This window comes from Flavobacterium gillisiae, from assembly GCF_900107635.1.
Lineage (GTDB): Bacteria > Bacteroidota > Bacteroidia > Flavobacteriales > Flavobacteriaceae > Flavobacterium > Flavobacterium gillisiae.
The window spans coordinates 1-17603 of record NZ_FNRD01000012.1; the positions used below are offsets into that span (position 1 = coordinate 1).

10 protein-coding genes are annotated in these 17603 nt (G+C 35.5%); 9 read left to right on the forward strand and 1 reads right to left on the reverse strand.

Features of this window, described 5'->3' with window-relative positions:
* On the reverse strand, nucleotides 1-239 hold a 239-nt coding region (locus tag BLV35_RS15140), incomplete at its 3' end, for a DDE-type integrase/transposase/recombinase (RefSeq protein ID WP_245712076.1).
* Nucleotides 240-789: 550 nt separating this feature from the next.
* Here BLV35_RS15140 and BLV35_RS15150 point away from each other — a divergent pair.
* The 9 genes from BLV35_RS15150 to BLV35_RS15190 all read left to right on the forward strand — a co-directional run bounded on the left by BLV35_RS15150 (nucleotide 790) and on the right by BLV35_RS15190 (nucleotide 17580).
* Nucleotides 790-2022 carry an ROK family protein gene (locus BLV35_RS15150; RefSeq protein ID WP_091092163.1) on the forward strand — a complete coding sequence of 411 codons (1233 nt, stop codon included), beginning with the start codon at nucleotides 790-792 and terminating at the stop codon, nucleotides 2020-2022.
* A 324-nt stretch (nucleotides 2023-2346) separates the two neighbouring features.
* Entirely contained in the window at nucleotides 2347-5793 is a 3447-nt protein-coding gene (locus BLV35_RS15155) for a SusC/RagA family TonB-linked outer membrane protein (RefSeq protein ID WP_091092166.1), read from the forward strand.
* Between the two features lie 18 nt (nucleotides 5794-5811).
* A complete protein-coding gene (locus tag BLV35_RS15160) occupies nucleotides 5812-7269 on the forward strand; it encodes a RagB/SusD family nutrient uptake outer membrane protein (protein ID WP_091092169.1) in 1458 nt (485 codons plus the stop codon).
* 77 nt (nucleotides 7270-7346) lie between these two features.
* A complete protein-coding gene (locus BLV35_RS15165; RefSeq protein WP_091092367.1) occupies nucleotides 7347-8267 on the forward strand; it encodes a dihydrodipicolinate synthase family protein in 921 nt (306 codons plus the stop codon).
* A 74-nt stretch (nucleotides 8268-8341) separates the two neighbouring features.
* Entirely contained in the window at nucleotides 8342-9475 is a 1134-nt protein-coding gene (locus BLV35_RS15170; RefSeq protein ID WP_245712077.1) for a galactose oxidase, read from the forward strand.
* A 75-nt stretch (nucleotides 9476-9550) separates the two neighbouring features.
* On the forward strand, nucleotides 9551-10795 hold the full coding sequence (locus BLV35_RS15175; RefSeq protein ID WP_091092174.1) for an MFS transporter: 1245 nt from the start codon (nucleotides 9551-9553) through the stop codon (nucleotides 10793-10795).
* A gap of 207 nt (nucleotides 10796-11002) precedes the next feature.
* Nucleotides 11003-13039 carry a GDSL-type esterase/lipase family protein gene (locus tag BLV35_RS15180; RefSeq protein ID WP_245712078.1) on the forward strand — a complete coding sequence of 679 codons (2037 nt, stop codon included), beginning with the start codon at nucleotides 11003-11005 and terminating at the stop codon, nucleotides 13037-13039.
* 104 nt (nucleotides 13040-13143) lie between these two features.
* Nucleotides 13144-14331 (forward strand): AGE family epimerase/isomerase, encoded by a 1188-nt coding sequence (locus BLV35_RS15185; protein ID WP_091092176.1) that lies wholly within the window; start codon nucleotides 13144-13146, stop codon nucleotides 14329-14331.
* 54 nt (nucleotides 14332-14385) lie between these two features.
* Nucleotides 14386-17580, forward strand: coding sequence for a LamG-like jellyroll fold domain-containing protein (locus BLV35_RS15190; protein ID WP_091092178.1), 3195 nt, complete (start codon nucleotides 14386-14388; stop codon nucleotides 17578-17580).
* Nucleotides 17581-17603 lie beyond the last annotated feature (23 nt).

Here is a 17603-nt window from a genome sequence, read left to right on the forward strand (position 1 = left end):
CCGCTTTTGTCTATATTTATTACCGTTGGCCGGCAATTATTATTTATTGCTTTAATTAGGAATGACTGCGCACTCATTCTTTGTCTTCTTTTGGTAAGAAGAAAATCCACCGTATTACCCAACTTATCAACAGCTCGATATAAGTAACACCAGATACCTTTTACCTTTATATAAGTTTCATCCATTCGCCAGCTGGAGCCTACTCTGTTCTTTCTCTTTTTGATTTTTGATTCAATCAAAGGTGCAAATTTAAACACCCAACGCTGAATCGTAGCATGATCAACTGCTATTCCAAGCCTTTCATTATATCCTCAACATCCCTGTAACTCAATGTAAATCTCAATTTGAGATAAACGGCCTGAAGAATAATAGCTTTGGGATAACAATGACCTTTGGTATTCATTTAATATATTTTGAAGCTCTAAAGATAATAGTTGTTAAACAGACGCGACAGAACCACAAAATGAGCTTGTATCTATAGAAGAGTTCTGCCAATATACAAGCCTAAAAATTGAACAAGTTGAACCTTTAATTATTGGCTAGAAAAAATGTCCAATTCAATTGTTGAACTTTTCATCTTTAATAAATGATCTTAAACTAGAGACTATTTCAATTTAATAGCCATCCTTAATAATCTTAAATTATTAAAAGTTACTTTTTTTGCTAAATACCAAAATCATCTGAATTGAATCGCAATAATTAAATTAATTTATTATCAAACTCTAATTAATAAATATTAATAGTAATTTTGTTGTACAATGGTATATAAACATTTTATAACACAGCAAAATGAACTTAAAAAATTTATTAGACGTTAGTAGTGACAATAGCCTTTCTGGACAGAAATGGCATATATTAAGACAATCTATAGTTAAACACCTATTGTCAAATGGAAATGCTACAATTGCTGAATTAAGTTCAGAATTACAATCTAGTGTTCCCACAGTTACTAAAGCAGTTAATGAATTGCTTTTAGAAGCCTATGTAGTAGATATGGGGAAAATGGCCAATAGCAGTGGAAGACGCCCTTCCTTATATAGCATCAATCCAACATGCGCATACTTTTTGGGCGTGAATGTAAACCGAGCTAGTATGTCTATAGGATTACAAAATATTAAAAATGAATTTGTAAGTATAGAACTTGATTCTTCTTTTATCTTAGAAAATACCCCTGAATCTCTTCAAGAGTTATGTAATTTGATAAACTCTTTCATAGAAGATAGTTCAGTAGAAAAAAGAATGATTGTTGGAGTTTGTATTAACCTGTCCGGTCGAATAAATTCGATAGAAGGATTTAGCTATAATTACTTCTTTAGTGAAAATAGACCTTTAACTGAAATTATTTCAGATCAATTAGGTCTACCTGTTCGTTTAGAAAATGATACTAGAGCAATGACATATGGTGAATATAAGGAAGGCATAGTTGATGGTGAGCAAAATATCATATTTGTTAACTACAGCTGGGGAGTCGCAATTGGGATGATTACTGATGGAAAACTATATTATGGTAAATCAGGATATTCTGGAGAATTTGGACACAGTACGATCTTTAATAACCAAATTATGTGTCAATGCGGTAAACTAGGATGTCTAGAAACCGAAATTTCAGGATGGTCTCTCGTGGATCAGTTTAAAAATGCCATAAAAGAGGGTAAACAGTCAAAAGTTATACTAGACGATAATTCTCATGCTTTACAGCACCATGCAATTATATCAGGAGCCATAAATTTAGAAGATAGCTTATGCATAGAACTCGTTACTACTCAAAGTGAAAAGATGGGACGTTATCTATCTATTATACTCAATATTTTCAATCCTGAACTACTAGTGATTGGTGGTGATTTTTCACAGCTAGGCGATTATGCTGTTTTACCAATCCAATCTGCATTGAAAAAATATTCATTAGGATTAGTCAATCGCGATGTAAAACTTAAAAAATCGTCTTTAGGTTTACGTGCTGGAGTTATTGGCGCCTGTTGCGTCGTTAAAGAAAAAATGTTATCCCCATTAATTAGTAACTAAACTAAATTTAGTTAATAAAATATTTTAATATATATACTCACTATATTAAAAAAATTTATATATTTACATCATGATAGTAAATAAATAATACGAAACCTTGTTTTTTTGTCTTTTTTACATTCTCCTATTTATCAACGAAAGAAATAGTAAAGCAAGATGGATATGTCTCTAATTTATAAAACATTCATTTGTAATTCATAAAAAAAGCCAGCCAATGTTGCAAGCATAGCTGACTTGTTTCTCCCAAAAAGGGGGGATTGATTTAGATTTCAAATAAATACATTTAACACGCAAAATTTTTATTAACCAACCCATTACAAAGTTATGAAATTATTAACCAAAAAAAAACCACGCAACTTTTGGCTAAGCTCCCAGAGATGGAAAGCTTCAAACACGGCAGTTCTTTTACTAACAGCCTTCACAATACAAGTATCGGCAGCAGAATCTACTACGAAAAATATTATGTTCGAAAACAGCTCGGCAATAATAAAAGAGACAACTAACAAGCTAAATCTTGTTCAAAAAATTGTTACTGGAAGGGTAACAAATGAAAAAGGCGAGTCTTTGCCTGGGGTAAATATCCTAGCTAAAGGTTCAAATGTAAGTACACAAACCGATTTTGACGGTACTTTTACAATTGAAGTCCCTGATAATGTTACCACATTAATAGTTTCTTATATTGGTCTACAAGATCAAGAAGTAACTATTGGGACTACACCTCTTAAAATCGTCCTAAAAGAGATAGGAGAGCAAATGAACGAAGTAATTATTGTAGGTTACGGACAACAAAACCGTAGAACTTTAAGTACCTCTGTCTCTAAATTAGACAAAAAAGTATTAGAGAATGTACCTTATTCTAACGTAACACAAGCATTACAAGGAAATGTCACTGGTGTAGTGGTGCGTACGGCATCAGGTCAGCCCGGTAAAGCTTCTAACATTTTAGTCCGTGGAGGAACCTCCATTGATAATCCAGCAGGAGCAACACCAATGTATATTGTTGACGGTGTAATTCGTACACAAATTGATGATATCAACTCTTTTGATATTGCTTCACTACAAGTACTAAAAGATGCTGCCGCAACGTCAATCTATGGAGCACGTGCTTCTAATGGTGTTGTTATCATAACTACCACGACAGGTAAAGTAGGTAAAACTAAAATTACTTACAATGTTTCTACTCAAAGTAGCCAAATAGGTAAAAAATATGATTTTCTTGATGGCGGTAACTTCATAAGATTATCCCGTTTAGGAATTCAAAATGCAGCAGATATCTTTGGTGGTACCAGACCAAACGCAAGAGATAACATATTAACAGGAGCCACTCCAGCAGGAACGGGCAATAATTTATTAAAAAACACCCCTTTTGCTACTTTGCTAAAATCAAATCTATCAGCAAGTACTATTAGTGAATTACAAGCTAAAGGATGGCAAGAGATTGTCGACCCTCTAAATTCAGCAAATACAATTATGTACAAAAGCACAAATTGGAATGATGTATTATTTCAAACAGCTATCACTCAAAATCACACCTTAGGTATTAGCGGCGGCAGTGATAAAGGAGTTTTTGATTTAAGTTTAGGCTATTTAAAAGGAGATGGAATCACTATTTTTACAGGATACCAACGTTTTACAAGCAAACTAAATGCTTCCTTAAATGTTAGTGATAACTTCACACTTAACGGTAGAGTGTTATACTCTAAAGCAAGTAATAATCAAGTAGTCTCTAACAGCGTAGTTTTTAACAGATACTTAGGAAATGCACCGACTACAAAACTATACTTGGAAGATGGCACATTAGCTCCAGGACAAAACAATATTAACGGAAATCCATTATACCAAATGGGTAAGGTAAAAGGGATTAATGAAAACAACAAATTACAAATGGGTGTTGATGGTGATTTAAAAATTGCTGAAAATTTAATATTCACCCCTTCCCTGTCTTTATACAGCGAAACGGATGCAGGAAATACATTTCAACAAGCTTTTTTAAGCGGTTCAAATGGCAATACTGATAATACTCGTACAGCTACAAAATTCAGTAATCAATTGACACAAATACAATATGAAGGTGTATTTAGTTATGATAAATCATTGGATAAAATTGGTGATTTCGAAGCAAAATTAGGGGTTTCAAAATTTGATCGTACTATAAAAGCATTTAATGCCTCTGGAAAAGGAAGTCCATCTGATCTTGCACAAACATTAGACTCCTCTCCGATACCTGTTTCAGTATTTAGTAATAACACAAAACTAGTATTAAACAGTGTATTTGGTCGTGTAAACTACGATTATAAAAGCCGTTATTTTGCAACAGCGTCTTTCCGTTATGACGGTTCTTCAAGTTTAGGGCCTGACAATAGATATGGTTTTTTTCCTGGAGTGTCCGCAGGTTGGAATGCTCATGAAGAGAAATTTTGGTCTGTGATGCCTACAAGGGTCTCTTCATTTAAACTTCGTGGTAGTTTTGGCGTTAACGGAAACTTAGGGACTTTAGGGGATTTTCAAGCAGGTGGTCTATATTCTGGAGCGACAAACGGAATTGCAAATAGTTACAATGGACAATCAGCAATTGTAAATTCTCAGATAGCAAATTCTGGCTTAAAATGGGAACAATCGCAAACGTTCAATGCTGGTTTTGATTTAGGAATAAATCAAGATAAAATTAGATTAATCGGTGATTTTTATAACAAACTAACTTCTAATTTGTTAACAAACCTAACTCTTCCTTCAAACAGTGGGTTCTCTACAGTTTTAACTAATTTAGGTGGTTTAAGAAGCAAAGGATTTGAATTAGAACTAAATGCCAATCTTTATAATCGTAATGAATTAAAAATTAATATTGGAGCCAATATTTCACACAACACAAACACAATCGAAAAATTACCTTCTAACGGTAATCTTAACAATAGAATAGGTGGTACTGAAATTTGGGATGCTGCAAGCAGTAGCTATAAATTTGTTGGAGGTTTGCAAGAAGGTGGTAAAATTGGAGATTTTTATGCTCATAAACAATTGTATATTCTTCCAACTCAAGCAGCAGCAGATGCATACAATCTAATTGTACGTGACAATTATGTAGGGAAGACTAGTGCAACTGGTGGTAACCCAACCGGTAATAAATTTGCTGGAGATGCCGTATTTGAAGATGCTGACAACAACGGAGTTATTGACAGTAGAGACAGAAGATTTATGGGTAACATGTTCCCTAAATTTGTAGGAGGATTTAATTTTAATGCTGACTATAAAGGATTCTCATTAGCTGTAAGAACTGATTATTCTCTTGGCGCAACAATTTATAATGAATCAAGAGCACGTTTCGTAGGTCAATTTCAAGGAAATTACGGTTTAATATCTGAAAGTCTACAATCTTGGCAAAAAGAGGGTGACATCACTGATGTACCTCGTTATCGTTGGGCTGATCAAACAAATCAAAATAACTTATTTAGATCTGAAGCTAGTGGTGCTGCTTATAATACCAATCAGTTTCAAGGTAACAGTAGATATTACGAAAGCGGTGACTACTTATGTTTAAGAGAAATTACTGTAAGCTATAACATCCCAGAAGCAATAATTAATAGAGCAAAACTATCTTCTGTTCGTGTTTACGTTACAGGTAGTAATTTATACTATTTCACTAAATATAGTGGTCTAAGTCCTGAAGTACAAGGTATTGATGGTGGTTCTAGCCAAGGATTGAATTCTGCTGGCGCAACTGGAACTTATCCTGTCCCTAGAAATATTATACTTGGATTAAATATTGGTTTGTAAATTTTAATAATAAACATCATGAAAAATAAAATTCTTTTATATACGATTCTAATAACCGGACTTTCCATATTTAGTTCGTGTTCAAATGACTTAGAGCTACAATCTGACAGTGTAATTACTTCCGCCAGTTTTTGGAAAACTGAAGACGATGCAAAAGCAGCTATAAACGGAATGTACTTCAACTTTAGAACTCAAACGCAACAAAATTACTATTTATTAGGAGGAGCAAGAAGTGCAGAAATCACAAGTGGTGTACAATCACCTCTAGGTTTAGCAAATTACTACAACAATAACCTTACCGCTCAAAATATTGACGTAGATTGGGCTGGTTTGTATACTGTAGTTAATCAGGCAAATTTGGTTATAAAATATGTCCCAACCATTCAATTCAGTCCAGCGACTGTAAAAGAGCAAAAAAGATATTTAGCCCAAGCTTATTCTATGCGTGCTTTAGCCTATTTTACTATGGCTCGTTCTTGGGGAGGAGTTCCTATCGTAACTACTCCTACTGAAAACACAAACCAGGCAGAATATATTGTTCCTAGAAATACGATCGAAGAGACATTTGCTTTTATTAAATCAGATATCGATTTAGCGATTGCTAATTTCCCAGATGCAACTAACAATAAAGTACAATTATCATTAGGAGCTGCGTACGCATTAAAAGCCGATGTAAATTTATGGACTGCTAAACAGCTGGGAGGAGGAGCAACTGATTTAACCACTGCTTTAACAGCAATCAATGCTATTCCAGCTGGAGCATCATTATTACCTAATTATAAAGATATTTTTGCTTACTCAAACAAAGGAAATTCCGAAATTCTTTTTGCAGTAAGATACTCTATCGCAGATGTTCCTTCAAATTTATCAGACAACTGGAATTCATTTATGTACGTTGGCCCAAGTGACTACGCTGGAGCTACAACTGCAGCAGCAAATGCATTGTTTGGGACATTAGGAGTGGGTACAGGTAATGCTGGAATCTCTAGAGTTCAACCAGATATTACTCGCTTTAATTATACTGCTACCGATTCCAGAAAAGATGCAACTTATTTAACATTGAGAAACACTGCAAATACAGCCAATGTTGTAACAGGCTTAGTGAAATATAATGGAACAGTTGATGGCGCTACTCGACGATTTGTAAATGACATTATCATTTATCGCTGGGCTGACATCTTGTTAATGAAAGCAGAAATTAAAAATGGTTTAAATCAAGATCCAACTACTGAAATGAATCAAGTAATGCAAAGAGCCGATGCAACTGCATCCTTTACAAATGGTTCTCAAGCCGCTAACAATGCTGTTATTTTAAGAGAGCGTCTACATGAATTAGCTTTTGAAGGAAAAGCATGGTGGGATTTAGTTCGTTTTGGAAAAACAGCTAATGTGCCTTCAATGGCTGGTAAAAAAATATTATTCCCAATATCTCAAAATACCATTAACTTCAATCCTAAAATTACTCAGAATCCATAAAAATTCTGAGTTTAAATACTAAGCCGGAAAAAAAATAAAAATTTCCGGCTTATTTAATAATGTATAAAAAAGATCCCATGAAAATTCAACACTTACAAGGACTTATCTCAGCACCTTTTACCCCTTTCGATACCAATGGAAAATTAGATGTTACTCTAATCCCAGCTTACTATTCCTTTTTAAAACAAAATGGAATAACAGGCGCTTTTATTAATGGTTCGACGGGAGAAGGAGTTTCTACAACCTTAGAAGAAAAAAAAGCAGTTGCTCAAGCTTGGGCTGATTGTAGTAATCATGATACTGATTTTAAAGTAATGGCATTTTTAGCAGGTACCTGCCTTGCTGATTGTATCGAATTAGCCAAACATGCCTATGAAATAGGTTTGTATGCCGTTTCTTTGACAGCTCCTTTTTATTTCAAACCGGCTAATGTTGATGTGTTAGCACAAATTTGCATACAAGTAGGTAAAGAAGTGCCAAATATGCCTTTTTATTACTATCATATTCCAGTATTAACAGGCGTCAACTTACCCATGTTTGATTTAGTAAAAGCATTAGATGGAAAACTTAAAAATTTTGCTGGAGTGAAATATACCCATGAGGATTTCATGGATTTCCAAAGTTGTATGAGTTATGAAAATGGAAAATTTGACATGCTTTGGGGACGTGACGAAAATATGTTATCCGCATTAGTTTTAGGTGCCAAAGGTGCTGTAGGAAGTACATTTAATTATGCTGCTCCTTTGTATTATGACTTGATTGAAGCATTCAATGCCAATGATCTAGTAAAAGCACGTGTCTTACAACAAAAATCAATCAATATGATTCGTCTATTAGGCAAGTATGGCGGTATCTCTGTAGGGAAAGCCTATATGAAACTGGTGGGACACAACCTAGGAGAATTCAGATTGCCTGTCAAAAACATGACTACTGAACAGTTTGAATTATTTAAAAAAGATGTAGCAAGTCTGAATTTTGATGATTTCAAATCAAAATAATCTAATCACACGTTTTATTTTAAAACAGGATCATGAATAAATCTATTTTTTCTCTAATTTTTATATCCCTAATTATGTCAACAACTGACGCATTTTCTCAAAAAAAAGAGGTAAACCATGTTGAATGGAAGACAGCAGCCCAATTACAAAATGAAGATGGCAGCCTTTCATTAGGCTTCGCAGGAGCTATTAATGGAATAAGTAATGATGTTTTACTTGTCACTGGTGGTGCCAATTTTCCTGATAAAATGCCTTGGGAAGGAGGAAAAAAAAGTTATTCAAAAACAATTCATGTACTTCAAAAATGCAAAGATCAATTTACTTGGATTAAACAAGTAAAAAGCGAGTTGCCAGAACCTATCGCTTACTGTGGAACAACATCTACAGATTTAGGGGTGGTATATGTAGGCGGAGAAAACGAAAATCGCCTTTCTAATAAATCGTTTTTATTAAAATGGAATGCAGCCCAAAAAGAGGTGGAGACAAAATCTCTTCCGGATTTCCCTTTAGCGATAGCAAATATAACGCTTACCCACATTGCCAATACCGTTTATGCCGTTGGTGGTGATGAGGCAAAACAATCTTCTGACTACTTCGCAAGTATAGATTTAAATGAAGCGAATCCACAGTGGAAAACCTTACCAAAAATACCTTTGGCTTTAGCCAATTCAGTTGCAATTGCACAAAAGGGAGAAAATGGAACTAACATTTATGTTATAGGTGGAAGAACAAAAACAGCGTCAGGAATAAGTGATTTACACAACACCACTTTTGTTTTTGATGTAAAGAAGCAAAGTTGGAAAAGTGTCGCAACGATATCTGATGGGAAAAACAGTACAAACTTTTCGGCGGGAGCTGGAGCTGCCGTTGGCTCCCACTCTGTTATAGTTGTTGGTGGAGACGATGGTGTTATCTTTCATCAAATTGAAACCTACCTATCTCAAATTGCTCAAGCAGAATCACCTGAACAAAAAGCAGACCTCATCGCTAAGAAGAATAAACTGGTAACAAATCACCCTGGATTCTATAACGCGATTTTACTATACAATACAATAACAGACAAATGGACAAAAATAGGCGAATTGCCATTTTTACCCCAAGTTACTACTCCAGCAGTACTATGGGATACAAAAATAATTTTGTCAAATGGAGAAATAAAACCGGGGATTCGTACACCCGACATAATGTTAGGTATAATTAGGAAATAATATAAAATCCGTTTAATAACAATTGTTTCTTTTTAAAAAGAACAAATTTAAACTTGAAAATAAAACAGATCTAATATGAAACATAATAAATATTATCCTTGGGTTGTCGTTGGACTACTATGGATTGTCGCCTTATTAAACTATATGGACAGGCAAATGTTAGCAACTATGCGTCCTTCAATGGAAACCGACATTCCTGAATTAGTGTCTGGAGAGAATTTTGGACGCTTAATGGCCATATTCCTATGGATTTATGCGTTAATGAGCCCTGTTTCAGGAATCATCGCAGACAAAATGAATAGAAAATGGCTGATTGTAGGTAGTCTTTTTGTATGGTCAGCGGTCACTTATGCAATGGGAATGGCAACGAGTTATAATCAAATATATTGGTTAAGAGCTATAATGGGAGTAAGTGAAGCTTTGTACATACCAGCTGGTTTATCACTCATCGCTGATTACCATCAACAAAAAACACGATCGCTTGCCATTGGGATTCACATGACGGGATTATATATGGGTTCAGCAATAGGTGGATTCGGTGCTACAATAGCTGCTTCTTTTTCATGGCATACCACCTTTCACTATTTTGGTTTAATCGGAATCCTGTATTCCGTAGTTTTAGTCTTTTTTTTAAAAGAGTATAAAAGTCTACATTTAGAACCCAACAACACTGTTTCATCGCCAAAAAAAGAAAAAGAATCTGTGATTAAAGGTTTAAGTATTTTATTTACCAACATGTCTTTTTGGATTATCTTATTTTATTTTGCTATTCCAAGCTTACCCGGTTGGGCTACCAAAAATTGGCTACCTACCCTATTTTCTCAAAATCTAAATATCCCAATGGAACAGGCTGGCCCTTTGGCCACCATTACCATATCTTTCTCGGCATTTCTGGGAGTTATTTTTGGAGGTATTTTATCTGATAAATGGGTTCAAAAAAACATTAAAGGAAGAGTTTATACCAGTGCAATTGGTTTGAGCTTGACTATTCCTGCCCTATTACTCATAGGTTTTGGTCATTCCCTTTTTAATGTAGTTGGTGCGGCACTTTGCTTTGGTATTGGTTATGGTATGTTTGACGCAAATAACATGCCCATACTTTGTCAGTTTGTATCTTCTAAATATAGGGCCACCGCTTATGGAATCTTAAACATGACGGGAGTTGGTTGTGGCGCGCTAGTAACTTCTTTATTAGGAAAATATTCTGACAGTGGCACTTTAGGTAATGGGTTTGCTGTAATGGCAGGTATTGTTTTGATTGCTTTAATCGTTCAAATTAGTTTTTTACGTCCCAAAGTAAATGATTTTGTAGATGTATAAAATTTAGAAAGTATAAATTGACTGTGTTCTAAGAGTTGATTTAAATTAAGGTTTTGTTTAGTAGGTTTTGTTTTTTATCCGTTGAGGCGAAATTGTTTTTTTCGCCTTGGCTGATAATTTGTTGTGCCCATTAAAATGTCTAAAAAAATAACCATGAGTACTATTAAAAGGAGCTTTTTTTTACCAATTTACATAATTTTATTTTTTATGCAGTTTACCGTCTCTGCACAAAAAACAACAATTAAAGTAGCCTGTATTGGTGATTCTGTAACTGCAGGTTATCTCTTAGCTAATTCTGAAACCGAATCCTACCCATCTCAGCTTCAAGCTATAATGGGTACAAACTTCGAGGTTAAAAATTTTGGATGTAGTGGTGCTACATTGCTAAAAAAAGGTCACAAACCCTATTTCAAAACGCAACAATGTGCTGACGCCATAACTTTTAGTCCTGATGTCGCCATTATCCATTTAGGGTTAAACGACACCGACCCTAGAAACTGGCCCAATCACAAGGAGGAATTTGATGCTGATTATACTTGGTTATTGGACACTTTGAAAAAACAAAATCCGGCCGTAAAAATATACATCTGCCAAATGACACCTATATTTAGCGAACACCCTCGTTTCAAATCAGGAACTAGAGATTGGTATTGGCAAATACAATCTCATATCACAAACATTGCAAAAACAAATGAAGTTGGACTAATTGACCTACATGAAAAATTGTATCCACGTCCAGATCTTTTTCCGGATGCATTGCATCCCACAAAAGAAGGAGCGAATATATTGGCTCAAACCGTTTATTCGGCAATTACCCAAGATTTTGGCGGTTTAAAATTACCCGATTTTTTTACGTCCAATATGGTTTTACAACGCAATCAGCCTATCGTAATTTATGGCTCCGCCAATGGTGGAAACCATGTCGAAGTAACTTTTAATCAACAAAAAAAAGAGGCGATTACTGATCAATACGGGAGATGGAAAGTTCCTTTTCCTGCAATGTCTCCAGGTGGCACTTACGAAATAAAAATCCAATCCAATGAAGAAACCATCATCTTAAAAAATATTCTCATTGGTGATGTATGGTTTTGTTCGGGACAATCTAATATGGCTTTTCAACTCCAAAACTCCAAAAACGGGAATACAGAAATAAAAAAGGCTATAAAAAACACCACGATTCGCTTATTCAATTATAAAAATCTGATTGAAACAGAGGCTACGGCTTGGGATTCAATTGCATTGTTAAAAACGAATCAATTAAAATTCTTCTCTGGAAATTGGACAGTTTGTGATTCGACAAACGCAAAGGATTTTTCGGCAATTGCCTATTATTTTGGGAAAAAAATTACACATGACGAAAATGTACCTATTGGATTGATAGAAGTTGCCGTAGGAGGTTCCCCAATAGAATCCTGGATAGATCGATACACATTAGAACACGACGACAAAGTGGTTGATGCGTTGACCAACTGGCGAAAATCAGATTTCTTTATGCCTTGGGTTAAGGAACGTGCTAACACGAATTTAAAAAATGCCACAAATTTAAAACAACGCCATCCATATGAACCTTGCTATAATTATGAAGCTGGAGTTGATGCTTTTACAAAATTTCCAATCAAAGGCGTGATTTGGTATCAAGGCGAAAGCAATGCCCACAATATTGAATTATATGAACACCTTTTACCCACTTTGGTTCAAAGTTGGCGCAAAGCATGGAATGCTGATTTTCCTTTTTACTACGTACAATTATCAGGAATTGACCGTCCCACATGGCCTGCCTTTAGAGACGCACAAAACAGACTGCAAAAGATAATTCCTAACAGTGGTATGGCCGTAAGTATGGATTATGGCGATTCTACTAACGTTCATCCCATCATAAAAAAAGAAGTAGCAGATCGAATGACACTTTTGGCTTTACGCTACACTTATGGAAAACTGGTTACTGCCAATGGCCCCTCACCTTTGAAAGCAATTCAAAAAAAGGAACAAATTACAATTTCATTTGCCTTTGCAAAAAAATTACAAACAGCAGACAACAAAGAATTAGTTGGTTTTGAATTGGTTAACAACAAAGGAACGCACATTAAAACTGAGGCATTCATTATCAAAAATCAAGTAATTATTAATATTCCAAAAAATGAAATAATAAAAACGATTATGTATGCATACGAACCTTTTACTCGAGCGAATTTAGTTAATGAAGCAAATTTACCCTGCTCTACATTCAAATTAGAACTCAATTAAAAAATAACAAGCATCCAAAAAAAATGCTCACGATATAAAAAATCAAAATAAACTGACCGCACTTAAAAATTAAATTAAATGTTGGGTACATAAAAATAAAAAAAATGGGTTATTCAATAAAAGAGCTAAAAGAGCTAAAAGAATTCTATCAAAACCAGTTGTTAAACGACACTGTTCCCTTTTGGTTCCCTCGTTCTCTAGATACTGAGTTTGGAGGTTACTTATTAATGCGAGACCAAGACGGAAGCTTAATAGATGATGATAAGGCCGTTTGGATACAAGGTCGCGCCGCCTGGTTATTAGCCACACTTTACAACACAGTTGAGCTCAAAAAAGAGTGGTTAGATGGCGCAAAGTTAGGAATTGATTTTTTAAACAATCATTGCTTTGATACCGATGGACAAATGTTTTTTCACGTAACCCGCGAGGGGAAACCTATACGCAAGCGCCGTTATTACTTCTCTGAAACTTTTGCAGTCACCGCCATGTCAGCTTATGCCAAAGCTACTGGTGATGATAGTATTGCCTTCAAAGCTCGACTATTATTTGAAAAATGCATCGAATATTCTTCAACACCTGGATTATTACAAGCAAAATTCACTACTACTCGCCCATTAAAAGGGATTGGAGTACCAATGATAATGATAAACACCGCGCAACAGTTAAGAGAAAATATTGGTGACCCTCGTTGCAATGAATGGATTGATAAATGGATTAATGAAATTGAAACTGATTTTGTTAAAGATGACATTCAATGTGTTATGGAGCAAGTTGCACCAGATGGATCAATAGTAGATCACATTGATGGACGCACTTTAAATCCTGGACATGCAATTGAAGGTGCTTGGTTTATTTTGCATGAAGCAAAATACAGAAACAACGACCCTCGTTTAATTGCTTTAGGTTGTAAAATGCTTGATTATATGTGGGAACGAGGATGGGACAAAGAGTACGGTGGAATTTTATATTTCCGTGATGTATATGACAAGCCTGTTCAGGAATACTGGCAAGACATGAAGTTTTGGTGGCCACATAATGAAGCAATTATAGCTACACTTCTTGCCTACACTTTAACTGGAGATGAGAAATATGCTACATGGCATAAAATGGTTCATGATTATTCCTATGAGAAGTTTCTCGATAAAGAAAACGGAGAATGGTTTGGATATTTACATCGAGATGGTAGCAAAGCTCAAACAGCGAAAGGAAACCTATTTAAGGGCCCTTTCCATTTGCCAAGACAAGAATGGTATTGTTTACAGATTTTAAAGGAGTATTTGAAAAAGGCATAGTTCTCTAATGAGAAAATTAATTAAAACTTTATTAATAACTATAACCAATAAATTATGAAACAATTATTCCTTTTTTTTTGTACACTATTTATGTGTACCCACGGCGCAAGCCTAAAAGCACAAAGTGGTAAAGTACTAAACCTTGATGGAACGAGTACTTACATGGCAGTTGCTGATCATCCAGATTTAAATTTTGGCTCTGGACAAAATAAAACAATTAGCTGCTGGATAAAAACAATCACGACAACTGGTACACCGCGTATTTTTGCCAAAAGAAATGGTGCAGCAGGTAACGGATATGAATTTTGGACTGGCAATGGCTCAAATGCAGGTAAATTTGCCCTAAATATGCAAGGGACGGCAGGTAGCATTAGTACCGCAGGCTATTCAACCAATACTATTGCTGATGGAACTTGGCATCATATTGCAATGGTCTTAGATGCTAGCAGTAATAGAACAGTTTATGGTTATGTAGATGGGGTCTTAGTTAATACAGGAAAAACCTTTACGGGAACCACTGATTTTTCAAATACATTAAGCTTTATAGTTGGAGCCACTTCTAATACAAGTAAAAGTTTCAAATGGGCTGGTCAAATTGATGACATTCGAGTTTGGGATAAAGCATTAACCCCTGCAGAATTAGTAAGTGATATGACTAAAGTAATAACTGGTCCTACAGCTAATTTACTTGCAGCTTGGGATTTTGAAAATGTAACTGGCTCTAACGTTGCGGATGTTTCAGGCAACAACCATGCTGGAACTCTTTTTGGAAGTCCAACTTTTGCAAATGCGTTTCAAATGATTTTATCATTGGATGGTATAGATGATTACATGTCTGTTGTCAATCATTCAGATTTTAACCTGCCTGTGGGACAAAATTTAACTGTAAGTTGCCGAATTAAAACTACTGATTTCTCTAAAAGAATTATGAGTAAGCGCCCTAACGGCTCCGGTATAGGTTATGAATTTATCAATAATACGTCTCCTGGTGGGCAATTTGGTGTTAATTTAACAACAAGTGGCGGTGCTGCGGGACCTCCTTATGGTACATCAAATATAGCAGATAACGCTTGGCATCATCTTGCGATGGTTATTGACGTCGCCAGTACTAGTTGCAAAATTTATGTAGATGGGGTGCTACAACAAACCAAAACTTCCTCAAATATTGGCGGACTTAATACCGTTTCTAATTCTGGAAATTTGTTTTTTGGTACTGTCAGCAATTTAACATCTTTTATGAATGCTCAAATAGATGATATTCGATTCTGGAGCAAAGCAATGACAGACACTGAAGTTGTTGCTGATAAAACAGCTATCATAATAGGGTCAGAAGCAAATTTATTAGCTGCGTGGGACTTTGAAAATGTAAGTGGAGTTACTGTTCCAGATATTTCAGGCCGCAATCATCCAGGGACTCTTTATGGAGGAGCAAAAGTAATTGCTGAAACAAACACGATGCAAATCAATACTGTTTCCTTAATTCAAACTCAACTCCCAACGGGTATGGGAGATGCAAACCAACGAATTGTTGCTGTAAAAGTTTCTGCAAACGGAGCTCTTAATCCACTTACCGTAAGTAAATTAAATTTTACCATGAATGGTACTACTAATATTGCTGACGTAACAAATATTAAAGTCTATTCAAGCGGGGCTACTGCTGTTTTTGATGTTGCAACGGCTACCCTATTTGGAAGTATTACACCTGCTACCGGAAACTTAGTTGTTAATGGCTCTCAATCGTTAGTGTCAGGAGATAATTACTTTTGGATAACTTATGATGTTTCTTCCGGAGCAGCAGAAGGAAATTTATTAGATGCAACTTGCGAATCTATTGTTGCAAATGCTTCAACATATACAACAGCTGCTAATACCGTAGCCGGTGAACGTGTGATCTTGTTAGCCAATACCTTGTTGTTTACACCAGGTGATGCCGGTTCCAAAAATTATCGTATTCCAGCGATTATAACAGCGGCTGATGGATCATTAGTAACCGTAACAGATAAAAGATGGAATCATGCTGGAGATTTAGCTGCTAAGATTGACCCAGTGGTACGTCGTAGTACCGATAATGGTAAAACATGGTCAGACCCACTAGTTATAGCTAATTTTGGAGCGCCAACAGGAGTTGGAGACGCAGCGATAGTTATGGATAAAAGCAATGGAAATTTATTATGTCTTTTAGCTGCTAATAAAGGATTTTTTCAGTCAACTAATGCAGATCCTATTCGACTTGTAATAGTTCGTAGTACTGATAATGGTGTAACCTGGGGAACTCCAGTAGATATAACCAACCAAATATATGGTCCTAACCCACAATGGAAAGGAATTTTTGTAGCATCGGGAAGAGCACATCAATTAAGAGATGGAAAAATTGTGGCGGCATTAGCCGTGAGAGAAGATGTTGCAGGAGCAGAAAAAATTAACAACTACATGATAAGCAGCGTTGATGGCGGTTTAAATTGGACAGCTTCCGCTGGAAGAGCTGAATTAGACGGTGACGAGGCTAAAATTGTCGAGCTGAATAATGGTAATCTAATGATGAGCATACGCAACTCAGGTACACGTAGATTTAATATCTCGACTGATAAAGGTCTGACTTGGGGAACAGCTTACAATCAAGCTGCAATAACAGACCCAAATTGTGATGGCGACTTTATTCGTTACACTTCAACTTTAGACGGATATGATAAAAACCGTTTGCTACACACTATTCCTTTTGCTTCAAATCGTACTAATGTGAGTGTCTTAATGAGTACCGATGAAGGAGGAACTTGGCCCACCAGAAAAACTATTTTCGCAGGTTCTTCTGCTTATTCAAGTTTAACGGTTTTACCTGATGGAACCATGGGGATTTATTACGAGAACGGGGAAAACTCAACCTACCAAATGTATTTTGTTCGTTTCAGTTTGAACTGGTTAACTAATGGTGCTGATACGTATTTACCTAGAACTACTAGCTTAAAGAGATCAACCTTAAAAACAGAGATAAAAATTGAAGACAATACAGCTCTAAAAGTACAAGTCAACCCCAATCCTACTGATGATCTATTTACAATCAGTGTTACTAATGCGACAGACCTGGTAAACATTAAAATAGTAAGTCTATCAGGTACAGTCATTCAAAAATTGACTCTTAACAAAAATGAAAAAAGTAAAGTTTTGTCCCTAGCAAATCAATCCAATGGGATTTACATAGTACAGATAAGCGATACAAAAACAACTCTAACCCGTAAGATAATTAAAAACTAAGAAAGTTTAAATTAATAGCTCTC